General features: G+C 44.7%; 11 protein-coding genes. 2 read left to right on the forward strand and 9 right to left on the reverse strand.

All coding sequences use genetic code 11. The features are described from left to right. Window positions 1-3 precede the first annotated feature (3 nt). The 3 genes from DLD82_RS06295 to DLD82_RS06305 are packed head-to-tail and all read right to left on the reverse strand — an operon-like array spanning window position 4 to window position 3,384. Window positions 4-2,106 (reverse strand): DEAD/DEAH box helicase, encoded by a 2,103-nt coding sequence (locus DLD82_RS06295; protein WP_109940265.1) that lies wholly within the window; start codon window positions 2,104-2,106, stop codon window positions 4-6. Beyond that, window positions 2,103-2,906: a DUF7839 domain-containing protein gene (locus tag DLD82_RS06300; protein ID WP_109940266.1), complete on the reverse strand. Its 804-nt coding sequence runs from the start codon at window positions 2,904-2,906 to the stop codon at window positions 2,103-2,105. The genes DLD82_RS06295 and DLD82_RS06300 overlap by 4 nt, the downstream gene beginning before the upstream one ends. Continuing rightward, on the reverse strand, window positions 2,899-3,384 hold the full coding sequence (locus DLD82_RS06305; protein WP_109940267.1) for an ArsR family transcriptional regulator: 486 nt from the start codon (window positions 3,382-3,384) through the stop codon (window positions 2,899-2,901). Before DLD82_RS06305 ends, DLD82_RS06300 begins: the two co-directional genes overlap by 8 nt. A gap of 78 nt (window positions 3,385-3,462) precedes the next feature. Between DLD82_RS06305 and hypF the strand changes: the two genes are divergently transcribed. Beyond that, window positions 3,463-5,688: a carbamoyltransferase HypF gene (gene hypF, locus DLD82_RS06310; protein ID WP_109940268.1), complete on the forward strand. Its 2,226-nt coding sequence runs from the start codon at window positions 3,463-3,465 to the stop codon at window positions 5,686-5,688. On the opposite strand, the gene DLD82_RS19440 is transcribed toward hypF, so the two are convergent. From DLD82_RS19440 to DLD82_RS06335, 5 genes are all read right to left on the reverse strand, one after another. Beyond that, window positions 5,683-6,807, reverse strand: coding sequence for a PKD domain-containing protein (locus DLD82_RS19440; protein ID WP_146199710.1), 1,125 nt, complete (start codon window positions 6,805-6,807; stop codon window positions 5,683-5,685). The two genes, hypF and DLD82_RS19440, sit on opposite strands and share 6 nt — an antisense overlap. Before the next feature lie 72 nt (window positions 6,808-6,879). Then, window positions 6,880-8,295: a PEGA domain-containing protein gene (locus tag DLD82_RS06320; protein ID WP_109940270.1), complete on the reverse strand. Its 1,416-nt coding sequence runs from the start codon at window positions 8,293-8,295 to the stop codon at window positions 6,880-6,882. Between the two features lie 18 nt (window positions 8,296-8,313). Continuing rightward, entirely contained in the window at window positions 8,314-12,906 is a 4,593-nt protein-coding gene (locus DLD82_RS06325; protein ID WP_109940271.1) for a PKD domain-containing protein, read from the reverse strand. Window positions 12,907-13,220: 314 nt separating this feature from the next. Further along, window positions 13,221-14,753, reverse strand: a complete 1,533-nt coding sequence (gene lysS, locus DLD82_RS06330; RefSeq protein ID WP_109940272.1) for a lysine--tRNA ligase — start codon at window positions 14,751-14,753, stop codon at window positions 13,221-13,223. 147 nt (window positions 14,754-14,900) lie between these two features. Beyond that, window positions 14,901-16,214, reverse strand: coding sequence for a PEGA domain-containing protein (locus DLD82_RS06335; protein WP_109940273.1), 1,314 nt, complete (start codon window positions 16,212-16,214; stop codon window positions 14,901-14,903). Window positions 16,215-16,501: 287 nt separating this feature from the next. On the opposite strand from DLD82_RS06335, the gene DLD82_RS06340 reads away from it, so the two are divergent. Then, on the forward strand, window positions 16,502-17,932 hold the full coding sequence (locus DLD82_RS06340) for a S8 family peptidase (protein WP_109940274.1): 1,431 nt from the start codon (window positions 16,502-16,504) through the stop codon (window positions 17,930-17,932). Here the strand turns inward: DLD82_RS06340 and DLD82_RS06345 are convergent. Then, window positions 17,910-19,958, reverse strand: coding sequence for a DEAD/DEAH box helicase (locus DLD82_RS06345; RefSeq protein WP_109940275.1), 2,049 nt, complete (start codon window positions 19,956-19,958; stop codon window positions 17,910-17,912). The genes DLD82_RS06340 and DLD82_RS06345 overlap by 23 nt on opposite strands. Between the last annotated feature and the right edge of the window lie 71 nt (window positions 19,959-20,029).

Consider the following 20,029-nt stretch of genomic DNA (forward strand, 5'->3'; position numbering starts at 1 on the left):
ATACTAACGGTTTTTTATTCTTCTTCCTCTTCGTTTCTTTTTCCTGCCTGCATCATCACTACCAGAGGAAGTTTTTTTATTTTTTTCTTCTGCCACTTCTTCATCTGATGCGCATTCAAGATCTGAAAGAATATCCAGGGGATCTTTCATCTCATGGACAAGCCCCATGATACGTGATAACCTTTCTACCCCGATGAAATGCTCAGCCATCACCCGTGCAAGAGGGCTGAGACGAATATTCCCTTTTTCCAAAGAAATCAGGTTTTTCCGAAGGAGAACCTCTTCAACCGGTTCGGTTTCACCCACAAGGGTTCCCTCAATCTTCTCCATGGATTCCCGTATCCCTTTACAGATAACTGCGTTTGCAACATAGAGTTCAGAACTTTGTTCAAGAGTATACTGAGGAGCTACTTCACCCATCTCACCTTTCAGAAGACCCATTGCCACTTCTTCTTCTGTCAGGTGGGAACCTCTGATATAACTGCCACCAGGCTCGGCAAGAATGACAACCTTCCCTAGATCATGATAATCGGGTCTTCCGGCCCTTCCAGACATCTGCTGAAACTCCTGAACCGTGAGCCACTCAATGCCCATTGCAAGTGAATCAAAAATTACCTGAGATGCCGGAAAATCAACTCCTGCAGCAAGAGCTGCGGTAGTGACTACTGCTCGAAGTTGTCCCTTCTCAAATTTTTCTTCGACCAGCCTTCTCTCGGAATGGGTAAGACCGGCATGGTATGGGGCAACTCCCTCACCGATTTTCTCTGCAATAATATGACATCGGGCTCTTGAGTTGGTGAAAATTATCGTCTGCCCATGATACCCTTTTTCAGACACACGATTGTATTCTTCTGCGACAAAAGCACGTTCAGTGGGGATTTTTTGTTCTCTCTCCGTAAAGATGAGGTATCGCTCAAGAGAAACCGGCCTGTCATCATACCGGACCAGCTGGCAGCCAAGTTTTGCAGCAAGAAGTTTAGGATGACCGATAGTTGCACTCAGGTAAAGATATTGAGCTTTTGGAGAGGCAAATTTCATTCTTGAAATGAGTCCGTCAACACGATGACCACGGTCACGATCCTCGAGCATCTGGACCTCATCAATGATAACAGTCCCAATACCAGAAAGAGACTCTCCAAGACGCATGAGATGATCTATCCCTTCATAGGTAGCTACCAGAATCCCTGCATCAGCATTTCTATTGGCAGGTCTTCGGTTTTCTTTTACCATTATCCGACTTGAACCGGTAATAATAGAGACATCAGTGAGATGTCCGTATTTTTGGGAGAAACGTTCATATTTCTGGTATGCAAGAGCGACAAGCGGGACCAGGAAAAGAACTCTTCCTCTTTTCTCAAGATAGTTTTTAAGACCTGCCATCTCACCAATGAAGGTTTTTCCACTGGCTGTGGCGGATACCACAAGAAGGTCTTTGCCATATAATAACCCGGCCTCTACTGCCAGCTGCTGAACCGGCATCAGGAATTCCACACCACAGGCTGAAACAAATGAATGAGGAAAAGGGAGTTCTTCAATTTTCAATGTCTTTAAAACCGGATGAGCTTCCAGTCGGTCATACATGGTGTGACCCATTGATAGCCTGTCTGGCTCAATGGTTGCCAAAACCCGGTCGACACTCCGGTACTTTTCCAGGAGTTCATCAAGGTGCGTAAGAGCTGACCTCCCAAGTCGTCCCATATGGATAAGTTCCCTGCGAAGCTCTTTTCTAGCACAGTCCATGCAAATTTCTTCATGCTCTCCGAAAGTAACCGCATTCTTTTTATCTAGTTCGGTTACCCTGTCATCCATGAGGCAGAACCTGCACAGAGAAACATAAGAAAATTGAATCTGAAGATCCTGAAGAAAAGATTCAAAGGGCTTGTCTCTTGAAGTCAGATGAACCCTGGCACGACGAAGATGTGTAACGAGATCCTTACTGGGAGTATTCCGGTATCCACCACTTTTTGTGTGACGAATCCTGTATTTTACCGGTCTGATACCTTTAGGGGTATCAATCAGTTCAAGCATTCCGGTAATCCGGATATGATGGGTATCAAGGTATAATACCCGATAATATTTTTTTGTCGGCTGAATTATTGCCTTCATGCAGACACCAGGTCATGGATTTCATAACCAAGGTCTGCCTGTTCTAATTGTTTGAGAAAATCCGTGAAAAATTCATCAACTATGACAATGGCACAGGGAATACCATGAAGTGCTGCTTCTACTGCCCCCTCACGTGAACCAAAGTATAAATCCGGAACCCGGTCAATTTTTTTCAAAGATACCCATGCTTCAAGGCCCACACAGGCAACCACCGTAACCCTGCTGATTACTTCTTTTAAGAGATCATACCTGACTTTTCGTGATCCGCCCCTCTCAACCCGCGGAACCTTGCAGACCAGAACCGTTGATTCACGATGTGTAATGATTCCGTCAAGATTTGAAATCCCGACATCTTCACCCTTCGGAGTGTCAGATACTGCAATACCATTCGCTGACTGACGTTTCTTCGAAGCATATAACAGACCATTTTTCATATACACTCCGGCAGATTCTCCTTTCTTAAAATCATCAGCTGCAATAGCAGTCCAGACCGATACCTGTTTAATGATATCATTCCGGATGTGTTTTGCGAATGTTTCAAGCACTTCAGCGTGATGCAGAATCCACTCTATGCCCTCCCTGGTAACCTCATACCTTCCCCGTCCAGGGGCTTTGAGCATACCTTCTTCGGTCAGTTCTCTGACATACTCCGATATCGCCTGGGGAGTTACACCAAGACCAGCTGCTACTTCCTGCTGACGGATAGCAGGCTGATGAGCAGCAATATCGACGAGTATCTGAAAACGGGTTACGTCCCGTTTATTTTTCAGGATTGTATATCCAGGATCATCTTCATTCATCCAAAACAACCAGTCCCTGTCCTTTTACATCAAGATGGGGAATTCTTTTTGCGATCCCTTTGATGAAAACCGGAGAAACTCCAAACTTTCTAGCGATATCAATAATTGAGGAATTACCTTTTAATAGTTCTGCTTCTACGCTATCACCTTTCATTTTCAGATCATCCCCGTTTGTAAATGCTATCGCAAGCAGATCTCCGAGATCTGAAAAGTTACACTGAAAGTTCGCTCGGACCTTACTGTAATTGGCCCGGTATTCTTTCTCCGGTTTCTTCCCTGGTTCAGGCATTCTCCACTTTTCCTCAATAAGATTGCCCTTGCGAAGAAGGAGCAGTCCATCCCGTACAAATTCTGCTCCCACCACATCACTGAGCTCTGAACACGTCATCCAGTTTTTATTCAGGAGTTCGAGAATTTTCTTATACTGGGTGTTATTAAACACCACAAAAAGGGGAACCAGCTCCACCGGATCATTCACAATCCTCACATGACCCGTCAATTCAAAACCCTATTATAATATCGTTGGATAAAAAATTAAAGGTTTGTTGTACTAAAAATGCCAAATAAAGGCCATATTTTCATAAGGGGTATCGTTCAGGGCGTAGGATTCCGCCCGTTTGTGTATGCAAGGGCCATTGCGTACGGAATATCCGGATCAGTGTGGAACAATGGATCAGAAGTCCAAATACAGGCATGGGGAGAGAAGTTCGATGATTTTTTAGAAGATGTAAAAAAAGGAACTCCTTTATCCGTTATTGATTCAGTTGAAGTCTTCTCTCTGTCTGGCTCCCCGCCACCTGATTTTTCCATCCTGAAAAGTCATGACGGGGTAAGATCCGGCCTTATCCCCCCGGACATTGCCACATGTGCGGATTGTGTCCGCGATATTCTAACTTCCGGAGGCAGGTATGAAGGATACTTCGCTACATCCTGCGTAAACTGCGGGCCCCGGTATTCCATCATTACATCACTTCCGTATGACCGGGAACGCACTGCGATGGATACATTTCCTCCCTGTGAAGCATGTTCAAAGGAGTATAGTGATCCTGCCTGCAGGCGTCATCATGCCCAGACCATAGCGTGTACTTCATGCGGTCCTGCTCTCTCTCTTCATTCAAAAACAGGACAGAACATATCTAAAGACAATCTGATAAGACACACCGCTGAACTACTTGACAATGGCCATATAGTTGCTATCAGAGGAATCGGGGGATTTCATATCGCCTGTACCGGTGAAGTATCCGGAGAATTAAAACGAAGACTTGGACGGACAAAGCAACCGTTTGCCATAATGGCCCGCAAAGACTGGATCTTGCAGCAAACCCGGATATCTCCGGATGAAGAATCACTTCTGCAGAGTGACATCTCACCGATTCTTGTATTGGATAAAAAAAATCCAGCTTCTCTTGAATCAATAAGTAATCTCCATACTCTCGGGTGCATGGTGCCGTATACCGGTCTTCATCATCTTCTCTTTACCCACCTGAAAGCACCGTTCTTAATCATGACCAGTGCCAATGCTCCCGGATACCCTATGCTTACAACACTGGATGAAGCAGTGGAGAAATTATCAGGAACTGTGGACTTTTACCTCACTCATAATCGTGACATCGTCAACCGTTGTGATGATTCGGTTGTCAGAAAGGGCCATATCATCCGGTTATCAAGGGGTTTTGCACCCAAACGAACAAAAATATTCCTTGGAGATAAGGCTATTCTTGGTACCGGTCCGGAACTGAATGCAACCGTAACCCTGTATACAAACGGGTTTTGCATAACATCTCCCCATGTTGGAAATGTCAGGAACCCCGGAACCTACGCATACCTGCAGGAAACTATCAAGTGCCTGAAAAACCTGATGCAACCGGATATTCAGATCATCGCTCATGACCTACATCCGCAATTTCTCTCGACCAGGTATGCAAAAGAACTCGCAGAAGATATTGGGGCAACACTAGTCCCGGTGCAGCATCATGTCGCCCATATTGTTGCAACGTATCCGGAAGAGTGTATCGGAATCGCCATTGACGGGGTGGGATATGGATCAGATGGGACGATATGGGGAGGAGAGGTTTTCCATGGGGCTGCACCTGAATTTTCAAGGGTCGGACATCTGCTACCCGTCCTAATGCCCGGAGGAGACCTTGCAACTATCTGGCCTGAACGGATGTTATATGGAATTCTTCCGGATGAAGAGACCATTTCATTGTTACATTCCCGAGGATGGACAGAACAGGATCTCACAATCTTAGAAAAACAGGTTTCACGAAGGTTTAATACGGCGGTAACTAGCAGCACCGGCAGGGTTCTTGACGCTGCTTCAGCACTCTTAGGGATATGCAGAAAAAAGACCTATGATGGAGAACCTGCAATGAGACTTGAATCCTTTGCTCATGGAACCACACCAGAAGTCTGGGAGATACCCATTGTTAGAATAAACAACGCCGAAGTGCTCGATACTTCCCGCCTCCTTAAAACAGCCTGTGATTTGTATACAAAGAATATATCAGATACCAATGCCACCCGGAAGATTGCTGCATCTATCCAGTATAACCTGGCAAGGGGAATCGCTGGTATCGCATGTAATGCTGCTACAAATGCAGGGATTACAAAAATTGCCCTCTCCGGCGGTGTAGCTTACAATGAAATGATACGAAACACAATCCAGTGCACAGTTCAGGAAAGGGGATACGAACTTGTTATAAACCGGGATATGCCTCTTGGAGACGGATGCATCTCATTTGGCCAGTGTGTTTATGCTGGAAAAAAAGATATTTTATGATGCTTCTTTCAGCATTACTTTTGGAATCAGCTTAATTTCTCCCGGACGGATCGTGACCGATACGGTCTTATTCAGATATCCCTCTTTTTCAAAGGTTAATGAGCGTGATCCTGCCGGAACGATAAGGGTTGCCGGTGTCATTCCAAGATACAGTTCACCCATGTTAATCTCTGCACCGGAGGGCTTCGAGGTAACCATTACAAATCCTGATGGACCGACGGGATAATCCCCGACTACCCGTATCAGTTCAGGTTTTTGTTCGATGGATGAAAGGTTCCCCTTTGTTACCTCAAGAGTTACCGTATACCTTCCGATTCCTCCATACACATGAGTCGGGTTCTGGAGTGTTGAAAGAGTACCGTCACCAAAGTCCCATTTCCACTTTTTCGGACTACCGGTAGAATAATCAGTAAAGTTCACCGCCAGTGGGGGAACTCCTGTCATGGGCATCGCAGTAAATGATGCCTTGAGTGTTTCTGTATCGGGAGTATGAGTAGGTTCGATAGTCGGCTCTGCGGTCGGTTCAACCGTCGGAGTTACTGTCGGAGTTACTGTCGGAACGATGGTTGTCGGGACGGTTGTTGGTTCTGAAGTAGGCTCACTTGTCGGAGTCACCGTTGGAGTTGCCGTAGGCGTTACCGTCGGTGTTACTGTTCCCACCGTGATTGTGGAGCCTGAGACGGTTGCGTCAATCGGACTTCCCGAATCATCAGTTAATTCAGATATTGCGATCTCCATCTCTGTAAAGCCTTCAGCAAGTCCGGTTATTTCCAGATTTGCAAGGATGGTATTGAGTGCCCCTGCTGTAACCGCATCATTCAGATCGACTGCAACAAGAGTAATTTCTGAGGTGGGAGGATCAGGTGACTTAGAATTCATCACAAAGGCAGATGGCCAGTTTACCTTCGTCACCTGTGCAATACCCCCAGGATTAAAACTGATTTCAAGCATATATCCAGCTAATCCGTTCGTTGCTTCATCAAGCATCAGATCAAGGGTTCCTGTTGAACCTGAAGAAGCAAGACCCAGATCTGTTCCGGATAACACCGCTCCTTCAACTGAAAGTCCTGAAATGAGGAACAGACAGAATACGGCGATGATATAATGTAATTTTGTCATATCCATTCACCTGTCCTTACCAATGAGTATGATGGCATGGAAAGTTCATTGAAAAATATTGGTTGAATCGGATCAGGGATACTGAACATATTCAACCGTCCTGTTCAGGGGGAAATACGGCTCCTCAAAATGATAAGTCTGAATCACTGCAAGGCCGTTCTTCACTTCAATGGTATCATTCCAGGGTTCATACCCTTCTTTCTTTAACGTCAGGTTATGAGTGCCTACCCCAAGATTCATTATCATAATGTCTGTCTTTCCAACCGTGGTGTTGTCAACGATAACATCAACAAGTTCCGGATAGGAAACAATGTATGCAGCTCCGGTCTTTGGTGGATCGGCAGACAACTTACCTATCTCTGCGAGATGAGGCATCATCTCAAAACCGGAGATAAACGTAGGGAGCACATTATCAAGAACTGTCACCGGAGATACTACATCATAATATCCCTCTTTATGAAGTCTGAGTTGATAATCACGAGTCGTAAGATTGGTGAGAAGCACCGGAGTAACACCCTGATATGCATTATTCAGGTATACTTCAGCCCCTTCAGGAACTGAAAAGATTGTCACATTATTTTTTGCTCCCCGGGTTGGAAGAGCCATCGGTTTTACGGTGATGAAATCAGACTTGGTTGTAATATTTGAATACGCACTGTTTGAGGCATTGAGTGTTACCGTATAAACACCTGGAATCCGGTAAATGTGCTGTGGATTTTGGAGCGGCGAGGTATTGTCACTTGAACCGTCTCCAAAGTTCCACAAAAATTTGCTCGGGTAACCTGATGAGTTGTCAGTGAAAAAAACCGTCATCGGAGCTGAACCTTCCTTTAATTGAGCAGAAAAATCTGCAACAACAGTCGGAACCGGGGTCGGAGTTACGATGACGGCAATATCATTATTTTTCGGTTGTTCTGTTACTTTCGGTTGAGTCGGAACCGGCGTTGGAACAGGAGTTGTTACAGGTGTTGTAGATTCAGGCGGTGGAGTCTGAACCGGAACTATGCTATTATCCAGGCCTCCCACACTGATTGTTGCATTCGTTATCTCAACCGGTATCGGATTTCCATTGTCGTCAGTAATCTCTGAAATTTCCAGAGAAAGGGTTGTTGATCCCTCTGACAGACCTTCAAGGGTAAATGTGCATACCGGTACAGAGGTAGCACCTGCTTCCACCTTCATGTTCAGGTCCACCGCAGAAACCAAAATTGTCTCTCCCGGAGTTCCCTCTACGACTTTTATCGAAGCCCATTCAGGCATCGATACTGACGATATTCGTGCAATTCCATCCGGAGAAAGAGATGTGGTAAATTTGTATCCGGATACTCCAGTTACAGCCGAATCAAGGATGATCGGCATGTCAGTTTTTTGTCCGATTGTACTGATTTGAACATCCTCAAGAGTGATTTTCTCAGCACTCCCTGCTCCACACAGAAACAGGGCCACCATACACAGAGTCAGGATACTTGTTATAAACTTGATTTTCATGAGATTCACCTGCTTTTATCACCATATTCGGTTGAAATACTTAACAATGTCATCAGTATCGATAACATTATTATTGTTATAATCAAATGGCGGAACCGGCATTCCGGCAAAGCCGGTATCAACCCAGGTATTAAAGAAAACCGTCACATCATTGGTATTCACAACACCATTTCCATCAAAGTCATCAATGAGCCCGTCATGTTCCCCTGCCGGCCAGATGTCAGTCGGAGGATTCGATTGTCCCGGCAGAACACTGACCTCATATACATGAATATCCGCAGGAACATTTCCGGTAAGACTCATGTAACTTGATCCATACTGGGCCGAAGAGGAACTCACATTAAAGGAAAGTTTCGCATCACCAGTCGAACTACCGACAAGGCTGATATTTCCAAGGGAAATATTTCTTGAACCAGGAGGTACCGACCCGCTGTATAAAAGCCCTGAAAGGGTAATTGAGTCATATGTCGGACTCACCGTATATGCAAAGTCATCCACCCAGGAAGGCTCTGTCGCCCAGTTTCGGATTTTTGCATGGGCAGTAGAGTTCATATCAAGTTTTACTTTGTAGGAAGAGAGCCCGTAATCAGCTTTATTAAGCAGAATGTTCACAATCCGGTAATTTGGATCCCCGGTCATAAGAGTGACATTCTGTGGAACAAAACTGATATCCCCACTCGTATCAGCCGCGTTAATATTTACCATAACGAGGGGACTTACCTTTGTTGCGCCATATTTATTTTCCACTATAAGCTGAACTGGCCAAACGGCAGTACTTCCATACGAGTGAGTAACAGACGGAGAACCTGATGTGACCGTGCCATCTCCGAAGTCCCATGTCCAGTTGATGGGATTCCCGGATGAATGATCCGTAAACAGGATACTCTGTCCCACGATACCAGTGGTGGGTTCTGCGGTGAAATTCGCAATTAACGGAGGATATACCCCGATATAATTAGTATACAGTCCTCCGGAATAGCCCCAGTCATAGCTGTTATTAAACACATCAAGATGTGGGGTGTAATCCCCTATTGTGTAATACAGATGCGATGTATTGAAATAACTGTTATCAGCGGGCCACCAACTCATTCTGGTCTGGGTTGTGGTATTAGCGACTCCATCTCCAAATTTCCATACTGCCTGGTCAATAAGTGTTCCATCAAAGGTATCTCCAAGGAAGGTCACATTCAGTACTGCAGTCCCATTTACCGGATTAGGAGAGTTGGGGGGCACATTATTCCCAAATATTATTTTGGGAGTCATATTCCCATTAACGGTGATGTAATCCGTATTATTTGCATGTGCAGACGGACCACAGGCAGAACCTGCTGTAAGATTTACGGTATAAATTCCTGCAGATGTGTAAATATGATATGGATTCTTGCTTGTTGTATTCGTACCACCATCACCAAATTCCCAAATATAGGATGTTGGAACTCCATCAGATCCGTCAGTAAACTGGACACCCAATGGAGCGGTACCGGTTAATGGTGAAGCAGTGAATCCTGCAGTTACGTTCCCGCTAACGATAACATATCCAGCTCTTGAATATGAATCTAAACCTGCAATATTTGATGTTGTCAGGGTGACCGTGTAGGTTCCAGGAAACACAAAGGTGTGTATTGGATTCTTTTCTGTTACGTTGTTAGTATTATCTCCAAAGTTCCATTGCCATGCTGTTGGCTCTCCATAAGAGGGATTAATCGGAGAAATGTCAGTAAATTGAACTGTTAAAGGTGCACATCCAATCCGGGCGGTACTATTTACAAACCTTGCTAGTGGTTTCTTGAGTACCCTCAGGTTTTTGGATCCCCGGACATTCGTGTTGTTATCACAACAGGTCCCGGATGGAGCGGTCATATTAACGGTAAATGTTCCGTTTTTGGTAAAGACATGATGAGTTTTCTGTCCGGTCTGGTTTAATGAACCGTCACCAAACTGCCATTCGTATGAAGCCGGAGTATAATTCAAAGCCCATCCATCAAAGGTAATATCAGTATTATACGGAACGTCTATGATCTCTGGAGTGTTGTTATAGCCTGCGACGGTGAAATTGGCACTGATATCATCTCTGCAGAATGTAATCCTCGTCGGATCACTGGTCAGGACGCTTGTATACGTATATAACGTGAGGGTTGCCAGGTATGAACCCGGATCGGTATAATTATGAGAAACAACCATCGGAGTAGAACCGGAATCAAATATCTTCCCATCTCCGAAGTTCCAGATCCTATTCAGAATGTTTCCTGTTCCGGTTGTTGTTTCGGTAAAGGTAACCGTCAGATTCGGATCACCCGTTCCACATGTAGGAGTTGCAGTAAAGGAAGGATGTAAGGAAGACTGTCCGAATTTCAGGACAAAGGCATCAAAGCTACCGGAATAACTACCGTTGAATTTCCCACCATCATAATCCCAACCCCAGTATGTTGTCTGGTTAATCCACTTGTAAACAGGAAATGCCTCACTTTCACAGTCTACACCACAGACAAGGTTTTGCATGGTTGGCGAACTGGTATATCCGGTCACATAACTGGTATTACCATCAGGCGATATGGCAACTCCATGGCTGACATCATCACGATACCCACCAAAGAGTGTTGAGGACAGAGCAGATCTTCCATCACTTTTTATTACCGTAAGGAAACCATCCTGGCCACCGGATGCCTGTTTTATGGGATCTACAAGACCGCTTCGAGGAATCTGTGATGAACGGCTATATCCGGTCACATGTGCCCTGAAGGAAGAGTCAACCTTGATATCATATCCCCAGTCATCCTTGGTCCCTCCAAGATAAGTTGAGTAAACAAGCCCTTCTCCTTCAGAATTGAATTTTGTGACAAATGCATCTTTTTCAAAGTAGTCGTATGGCCATCCTTTCACGGTCTGCATGGCAAGGTTGGTCACCGGGAAATCAGTTGAAGCGGTTGCACCGGTTACATAGGCGCTCATTGCCGAATCAACCGCGACCGCCTGACCATAATCATGACCAGTGGTACCACCAAGATAGGTTGCGTAAAGTGGGGGAATTCCTGCCTGGAAGTTCATCTTAAAGAGGAATGCATCCTGGCCACCTTTCAGAGACTTCTGGTAACCCGGCACACCTGAAGGCAGGAGGTTGGATGACGTGGTTGTCCCGATAACATAGGCCATTCCCTGTCCATCCACCGTGATTCCATTCCCGGAATCCTGGCCTGAACCGGAGATATATGTTGAATATTCAAGTGTCTGTCCGGTTGGACTGATTTTCACCGCAAAAGCATCACCCATTACTGCATCAGGGTTCGGTGCTGTCTGGTAGGCATTCGGCGTAACCGGGAAATTTTTCTCAAGTGCCTTGTAGGGGCTGTTTCCAACCGTCTGACCGGTCAGGTACACAGCATTGAGACTGTCAAGAGCAATATCATTGGCCTGATCTGCAAAGTTACCCCCGATATAATCGGACCAGTAAATCACCCCTCCGGTCGGATTCAGTTTTACAACAAAGGCATCGTTTGAGCCATGAAGAGCCCCTCCGTATGCAAAGGGAAGCATACATGGGAAGTCCTCTGAGAAGGTATCTCCGGTCACATAGATTGAGCCAACCGGATCAACAGCAATTCCTCGACCAAAATCAGACTTTGACCCACCAAGATAGGTTGAGAAATCAATCGTTGCATTACCGGTTGTTTCATTTACAATAATTTTCGTAATAAAAGCATCACGGCTGTTATGACAATATGACCCGTTATATTTCATGAACGCAGTATTGATGATAATCGGATCTTCCAGCGGGAAATTACATGAAGAAGTATACCCCGTGACAAATACATCACCGTTTGCATCCCGGGCAATATCCATACCATAGTCTTCCAGGCTTCCCCCAAGAAGCGTGGAGTATTCAAGAGAAGGATCAATTACCAGCGGATAGGCGGGATCAAAATCCCCAATGTCATATCCTACTTCTCCATTCTCTAATATCCGATAGGAAGATTCAACCTCAACCTGGGTTCCATTGATATCCTGGTATGAATATGGTGCAAGTTCGGTAAGGTTTCCAAATGATGTTGAAACCATAAGAGAGCCATCATCAGCAATAGAAAGACCATCTGATCCTCCATATACCAGCCGGATTGCGTCCGGATTTGCACCTTCCTTGAGGACAAATTCACGTTTCAGGACACCATTCTTTCCGGTGTAGGTAAGATTTATCCCGGGAAGAATATCCAGGTATCTGATTCCCCCATACCAGGGGACGTATTGTTGCCAGTCTGACTCGTTTCTGCCAATAAGAAAATTCGCATAACCCGGAAGCTTATCAAAAGCTTCAACAGAAACGTTCTTTTGGGCACCTGCAACCGTCACAATTACCGGTGATGAAATGTTTTCTTCACATTCCTCACATTCTGACGGTCCATTGACTAAAAGAGCATCCCGGGTAAAATCAAACGAAAATTTGGCTGATTTCACCTGATAAAGAATGTCTTCATGTGCCTGTCCGGCGTTTTCTATAAACTGCACCTGATGATCGGAAATATCAGGAATAGTACTCTCCTGAATATCTGCCATTCCCAGGCTGCAACATAGTATACACAAGAGCGCAGTAAAGACTGCACATATAATGATCCGGTTCATTGCATCCTAACCCCCAGTCCACGTATTGACCCCATGGTAAAACTCCCGCATCTTTTCCAGATACCGATTCTATGAAATTTTCTGCCATTACATAAATCGATCATCTGGTGCAGGGTCAGTTCTCCAGAAAGACACCTGTTTTATGCCATGTACAATATGACAAGGATGTTTTTTATTGACGTATAATATTTTCTAAAAAATATTAGAGAATCTGATTCATATTAAGAAAAAAAAGGTTCAAAAATGAGAAACTTCAAAACAAAAAAACAAGAGAATTTGAAATGATTTGCCGAATAAAACAATTAAAATAAAAATTATGCATTCTCATCATCAGAAGGGACTGCTTCATTGTCAGTTTCAGGGGTTACCTGTTCACGCTTCATGGATGGGAAGAGGATCACTTCCTTGATTGAGGAATTTCCGGTAATCAGCATAACCAGCCGGTCAATACCAATTCCGACTCCCCCGGTTGGAGGCATTCCATACCCCAGGGCATTGACAAAATCATAGTCATGCATCTGTGCTTCCTCATCTCCAAGACGTCGCTTCTCTTCCTGCCCCTCAAACCGGTGCATCTGATCAAGGGGATCATTTAACTCGGAAAACCCGTTCGCAATCTCCATTCCGGCTATGAAGAGTTCGAAACGTTCCACATACCCCTCTTTTACCCGGTGGGATTTTGCAAGGGGTGAATTTTCCACCGGAAAATCGGTTATGAATGTTGGCTGAATCAGTTTATCTTCAACGAGAGCCTCAAAGAAGAGAACAAGCATCTCTCTTAGGGAACTGGTTTCCTCAATTCCTTCAACGCCCTTCTCGTTTCCAATTTTTCTGAGTGAGTCAATGTCATGGGCAAAAATATCCACACCACCAATGGTTCTGACCGCATCCTCCATGGTCATAACCTGCCAGGGAGCCTTGTAGGATATTGGATTTTCTTCAAAAGATACCTCGACGCCACCCGTGATATTGACTATTATTGAGGAGATTACCGATTCAGTCAGCCTCATCATGTCCTGGTAATCAGCATACGCCTGATAAATCTCAACCATGGAGAATTCCGGGTTATGACTGGTATCAATATCCTCATTCCGGAAATTCTTGGCAACCTCAAAAACCTTTTCAAACCCTCCGACAACCAGGCGTTTAAGATAGAGCTCAGGTGCTATCCGGAGATAGAGTTTTTGCCCAAGGGCATTATGAAAGGTCGTAAAAGGACGGGCATTTGCACCACCATAGAGTGGCTGAAGGGTAGGTGTCTCAAACTCAAGGAATCCGTCGTTTGTAAGATAATTCCGGAGAAGTGAGATGATCCTGCTTCTGGTCCTGAAAGTATCACGGCTCTCTTCATTGACAATGAGATCCAAATACCGCTGCCGGTATCTTTTTTCAAGATTTGTAAGCCCATGGAATTTTTCCGGAAGTGAACATAGGGTTTTGGTAAGCAGTGTCAGATCATCAACAAATATTGAGATTTCACCAACTTTTGTCTTAAACACCCTTCCGGTAACACCAATAATATCTCCACGTTCAATACAGTTTTTAAAGGTCTGAAACTTCCCCTCCGGAAGGGCGTCCTTCCGGATATAGAGCTGAATCCTGCCGGTTTCATCCCGGAGGTCAGCAAAAAAAGTCTTCCCATGATCCCTAACCCCGTATAACCGGCCGGCGGTGCTGATAACTTCTGAAGACGGGTCATGACCTGCTTCACAAAATTGTGTTCTGATGGAATCTATTGTATGAGAGCGTTTATACTCATGAGGATACAGAGATATTCCTTCTTCTAAAAGCTGCTGGCGTTTGGCTAGTCTTTGATCATCGAACTGAATTGATGGATTGTCCTGCATGCTCTTCTCCCGAAAACATCACCGGATACCGGTATTAACAATATATGATTATATTCATCCGGTAACCGGTCATGCAAATTAAGCTCTCTACATATTGCCCGGCACGGTATATATCTGCACGGAAAGAGGAGGAGAAAATTATTCTCCTTACTTCCTTCGTGTAAATACCAGCAAAGATAAAACAAGAATTGCGATAATAACAGGAACTGGAGCCAGGGGTGTCTCCTCGCTAGGTTTGTCAACCGGGATTAACACGGTATTTACCTGAAGAACCTGTCCGGGAATTAAATCAACATCTGAAGAATATTCCTGATACTCTTCAAGAACCAGCCGGTAGGTATGCTTTCCCGAGCATACAGAATCCACTGTAGCCGGAGTTACCCCAACTAACTTTCCATCAACGTAAATGTCCGCACCGGAGGGTTCTGTATTCAGAATCAGTTTCCCACAGTCCTGGGGCATGGGACTTGGGTTTAACCTGATAGAAATCGGAGTAATCTCACCAGCTTTTACTTCTATTGTCGAGGTATTATCTTCGTAATTCCTGATACTCAGATATACGGTATGATTTCCCGGACTAATTCCGGTCAGTTCCAAAGGCCGGCCGGTTTCAGTAGTCCCCTTGAACTGGCCGTCAAGGAATACTGATGCCCCTGGTGGATCTGAAGTAATAACCACCGCACCATCTGAACTTTTCGTTGCCGGGACGAGGTTTTTGTTCAGGAATGTCACCTGTTTCATACTTACTAATACCCACTCCTCAACATCCTCATACCCTGCCTTGGTTATGACTACACGGTGTTTTCCTGGAGGAATATTTCCAATCGCCGTATTGGTAGTTCCGGAATATACTCCGTCAACATAGACTGACGCTCCTCCGGGAACCGTGCTGACCTGCAGAGACCCGGCACCTGACCGGACGGTCATCTGTGCATGTAGTTTCGTCACCTGTCCGGGGGGGACTTCAATATTCACTATGTACGGCTCAAATCCGGAAAGAAACAGGGATACAAGATGGGTTCCTGTCGTAATATCCCGGTATGTCCAGGGTGTCATCTGACCCATTCCATTATCAACAGTCACTAATGCCCCGGAAGGAGATGAACTGACTTCGAGGGTACCAAAGGGAGAAAGTGGAACGAGTAGTGCTTTTATCGGAACTACCTGACCAGGCCCGGGGGTTCCGGCGATATTCTGTTCCCATGTTTCATAATCCCGTTTCATCACTTTTATGGTAGTCCCGCCGGTCTGATTCCGGGATGAGACTAAAACAGGAGTCTCGCCCATAAACTGGGAACCAATAAAAACATCTGCACCTTCCGGAACAGAGGTAACTTCAAAATATCCTGCATTTTCTTCAACTGCCAGAGCAGGTGTAAAGATGAACACAATTCCTACCAGAACGGTTAGAAGAAAGAGTCTTACAGTACGTGTTATCGATGGCTGTTTTTGTTCCTGCATACAATACAAAATAATTTTTATTACTAGGTGATTATAGTGCCTTACCAATCATCCCGGAATTATCAGAAATATCAGGATGTATCCCAGGAGATTATCTGATTTTTCACATTTAGAGAGGAAAAATCCGGTTTGGGTACCATATTCACTCCCCCTCCTGCAATGACCATTCAGAAAGATGATTACGAATACAGACAGAGGATACCATATAAAAAACATTGTCTGTTGAGATGGAAGATTCCTGAAATTCGGGTTTTGTCCGGACGGATAATGTCAGGGGGTTTTTGAGTATGTGGGGCAGGGCGAGTTTAACGTTATGTGTACTCATTGTGCTGGTAAGCCTCAGCTCTGCTGCCATTTCTGATACCAATTTTACCGGTAATCAACCTGACACAACCATCGTCACCTGTGCAGGGACACTTCAAACGGAGGGCGACCTTCTGGTCAGAAGTAATGGTATCAGGGAAGTGTTTGGATCCACAGGGAAAGGGGTGAAGGTCGGAGTTATTGGAAATGGTGTAGAATCACTGCAGGAGTCCCAGGAGTCAGGAGAACTTGCAGAGGTCACCGTCTTTGCCACAGGGTCCGGTGATGAAGGCACTGCAATGCTTGAAATAATCCACGATCTTGCGCCTGATGCAGATCTTTACTTCTACGCATATGGTGGAAGTTCAGCAGAATTTAAAAAAGCCGTTTCATATCTGGCTCAGGCAGGTTGTCAGATTATCTGTGATGATCTGTATTTTTTTCAACAACCCTTTCTTGAAGATGGCGATGTTGCTGATCACATCAGAAATGTGTTAACAGCGTATCCAGACCTGATATACATCACCGTTTCAGGAAATTTTGCATCCCTCCATTATCAGGGTTCATGGAAACCAGGAATCACTGCCGGACCTGACAAAACGATCCATGACTTCGGAGAGGGTGTATCAGCAATCAAGATTACCCTTCTTCCGGATGATGAAGTGATTATCACCCTTCAATGGGATGATCCATGGGGTTCTGCCACCCATGATTACGACCTGTTTATTACTGATCCAAAGAAGGGTGAAGTCCTTGCCACCAGCAATATGAATCAGGAAGAGACAGGGGAACCTTTTGAACACCTTGTTTATCACTGGCAGGGCTCTGAACCAATCCAGGCTTCTTTATCAATTATCCGGAATGGAGAAAACCTGACTCCAAACATCCTGGAGATGTTTATTCGAAATGTTGATATCCGCCAGGTTGATTCAGATATCGTAAAAGATCCAGCTGATTCTATATTCGGACATGCTGCCCTTGAAGAGGTAATAACGGTAGGTTCTGTTGGTATTGATACACCATATGCAATTTCTCCCGATTCATCCCAGGGACCGGTTACCATTCAGAATCCGGTGCCGACAAGAAGATGGAAACCGGATATTTGTGCTCCGACAAACGTCCAGGTAAGTGGGGCCGGGAGTTTTCCGGTTCCTTTCCCCGGAACAAGTGCAGCAGCACCACATGTCGCCGGTGTTATTGCCCAGCTTCTCTCATCCTTCCCTGATATTTCCAGAACCGAACTTATGGGTGCGGTGTATGCAAATACCTTTGACATAGGAGAATCCGGATGGGATCCCATCTATGGGTACGGGCTGATTGATGCAGTAAAAACATTTCAAAGTCTTTACGAAAACAACAGAGAAATTTTAATTGGACAAGATTTGGAGAATATTACCGGATATCAAGGCCTCTGATCGTCTCCAGAAGGGAGGGAATATGGAGGGAGTCTGAACACCATTGTTCCCATATACATGATTCAGGGAGCAGGCTTAGTCTTCTGTCACCACTTTTTTTGGGACCGGGTATGTATTCGGCAATATCCTCCCATGAGCAATCCTGAAGATATTGAATGATTTGAGTAATAGTTGTTGAAGACAGGATGCCTGAAAAAGTAATGGAATATAGATCTGAGTGAATATAACGGAATTCATATTTTTTTTCGACAAAAATCCCAATTACCCGGTTCCACGCCTTACCCAGAAATGTATAGAAGACTGTTTTATTCCCAATAATGCGAATAGAGATAGATTTATCAGGTAAGTCAGGGGGGAATTGTTCTCTGAATATGTTTATCTCATCCCTGATTTTATCAGAAACAGGAAATGGAACCGGGACACCTGCAACAAGGGATCTCACCTTTGAAAGAATCAATGGAGTTACTTCAGCAGGAGTGCCCTGCCAGGTAGGAGGAGAAGCAGAACAACCAGATGGAGAAACAACCAGAGAATCACCTTCTTCCTGGCCGGTTGCTTCCCAGGCAGTACCTCCAAGAACAAAACAGTGTAATGGAACTGAAGAAACCGGAACTGAACCAATCTCTTCACCATCACGGGAAATTATTCTGGTAGATGGGAGATCTCCTATGAGTGAGTATAAAAATCCGGGATTTCTCCTAATCTGTTCCATCTTTCCGCCTTGAATATACAGATCACCATCACAGGTTATCCAGTCATTAAAAATGAGATGAGAGAGGATCTCCTGAAGACGCTTTTCCGGAATCCAATTGTAGGGTTTTCTGGATAATAACTTCTTAAATACAGAATATGATACCCGGTACCTCGTCATCACCAAAAGCAGTAATTCGCGGACAAGGAGATCATACGGATATCGCGGAGTGATAACAGGTTCTACTCTGCCATTCTTTGCGCAACAAAGTGCTGCGAGATTATGACAGGTCTCTTCTGGGCTCGTTGAAAACAGATACATCAGTGGTTCACCTCCCCTCCTTCCTGCTCTTCCAAGACGCTGTAGAAAAGATGCGACCGATGTGGCTGAACCTGTCTGAACAACAAGATCCAGATCACCGATATCAATTCCCAGTTCAAGTGTGCTTGTACATAGAACGGTGAATGGAATGCCCTGAGTAGTCTTCTCTTCAGTCTTTTTTCTTATGCCTGAAGATAATGATGAATGATGAACAAAAACATCCGGAATACCATTTTTTAGCGTGGATGCCAGGACTTCTGTCTCCTTTCTGCTTCCGGAAAAGACAAGAGAGCGTTTTCCTGGCAACTCCCGGGACAGTATCAGGGGAATATCTGTTTTTTCTGATGAAAAGAGATGAAAGGTATTATTTTTAGAGAGCTTTTCTCCGGTTACCACTAATCCCTCATGACTTCCTCTCATCCATTCAAGAACATCTCCAGGATTTCCAATAGTTGCAGAAAGACCGATTCTTGTTATTCTATTCCTATTTTCTTCTTCAATACGGTTTAATGCAGTGAGGATCTGTGAACCGCGGGTTGTTCCTGCGAGGGTATGTAACTCGTCAATAATACAGTATCTGACTGAAGAAAGCAGTGATACGTTCTTTTTGTATAAAAGAACGGTCAGGGTTTCCGGGGTGGTCATGAGAATTACCGGAGTTTCAGATTTTTTATCCAGAGGGGTGTCCCCATGACAAACCAGGAGATCAAATTGCAGGGGATATAAAATATTTTGCAGACGCTCTGCGATATCATTTATCAAAGCCTTCAAAGGCGCCACATAGAGGCAAACAGGCAATAAATAGCCATTTTTTATGATATTATCCAAAACCGGAATAAATGCAGCTTCACTCTTCCCTCCGGCGGTTGGAGAGATGATCAGTAAGTCAGATCCGGTTCGAAAGGCCTGAATTGTCTGTAACTGGATGTCCCGAAGATCTTCCCACCGCATCCATGAGGCAAGAACATATCGAAGCGAGGGATGAAGTGAAGAAAAAATATCTTCTTTTTCCATTTTTTTATGCCTAAGTTTATGAATTTATAACTTACAAATGACTAATTCGCTTTTCTTCAAACAATTTTTTG

Origin of the sequence: Methanospirillum stamsii, from assembly GCF_003173335.1 — an archaeon.
In the GTDB taxonomy this organism is placed as follows: domain Archaea; phylum Halobacteriota; class Methanomicrobia; order Methanomicrobiales; family Methanospirillaceae; genus Methanospirillum; species Methanospirillum stamsii.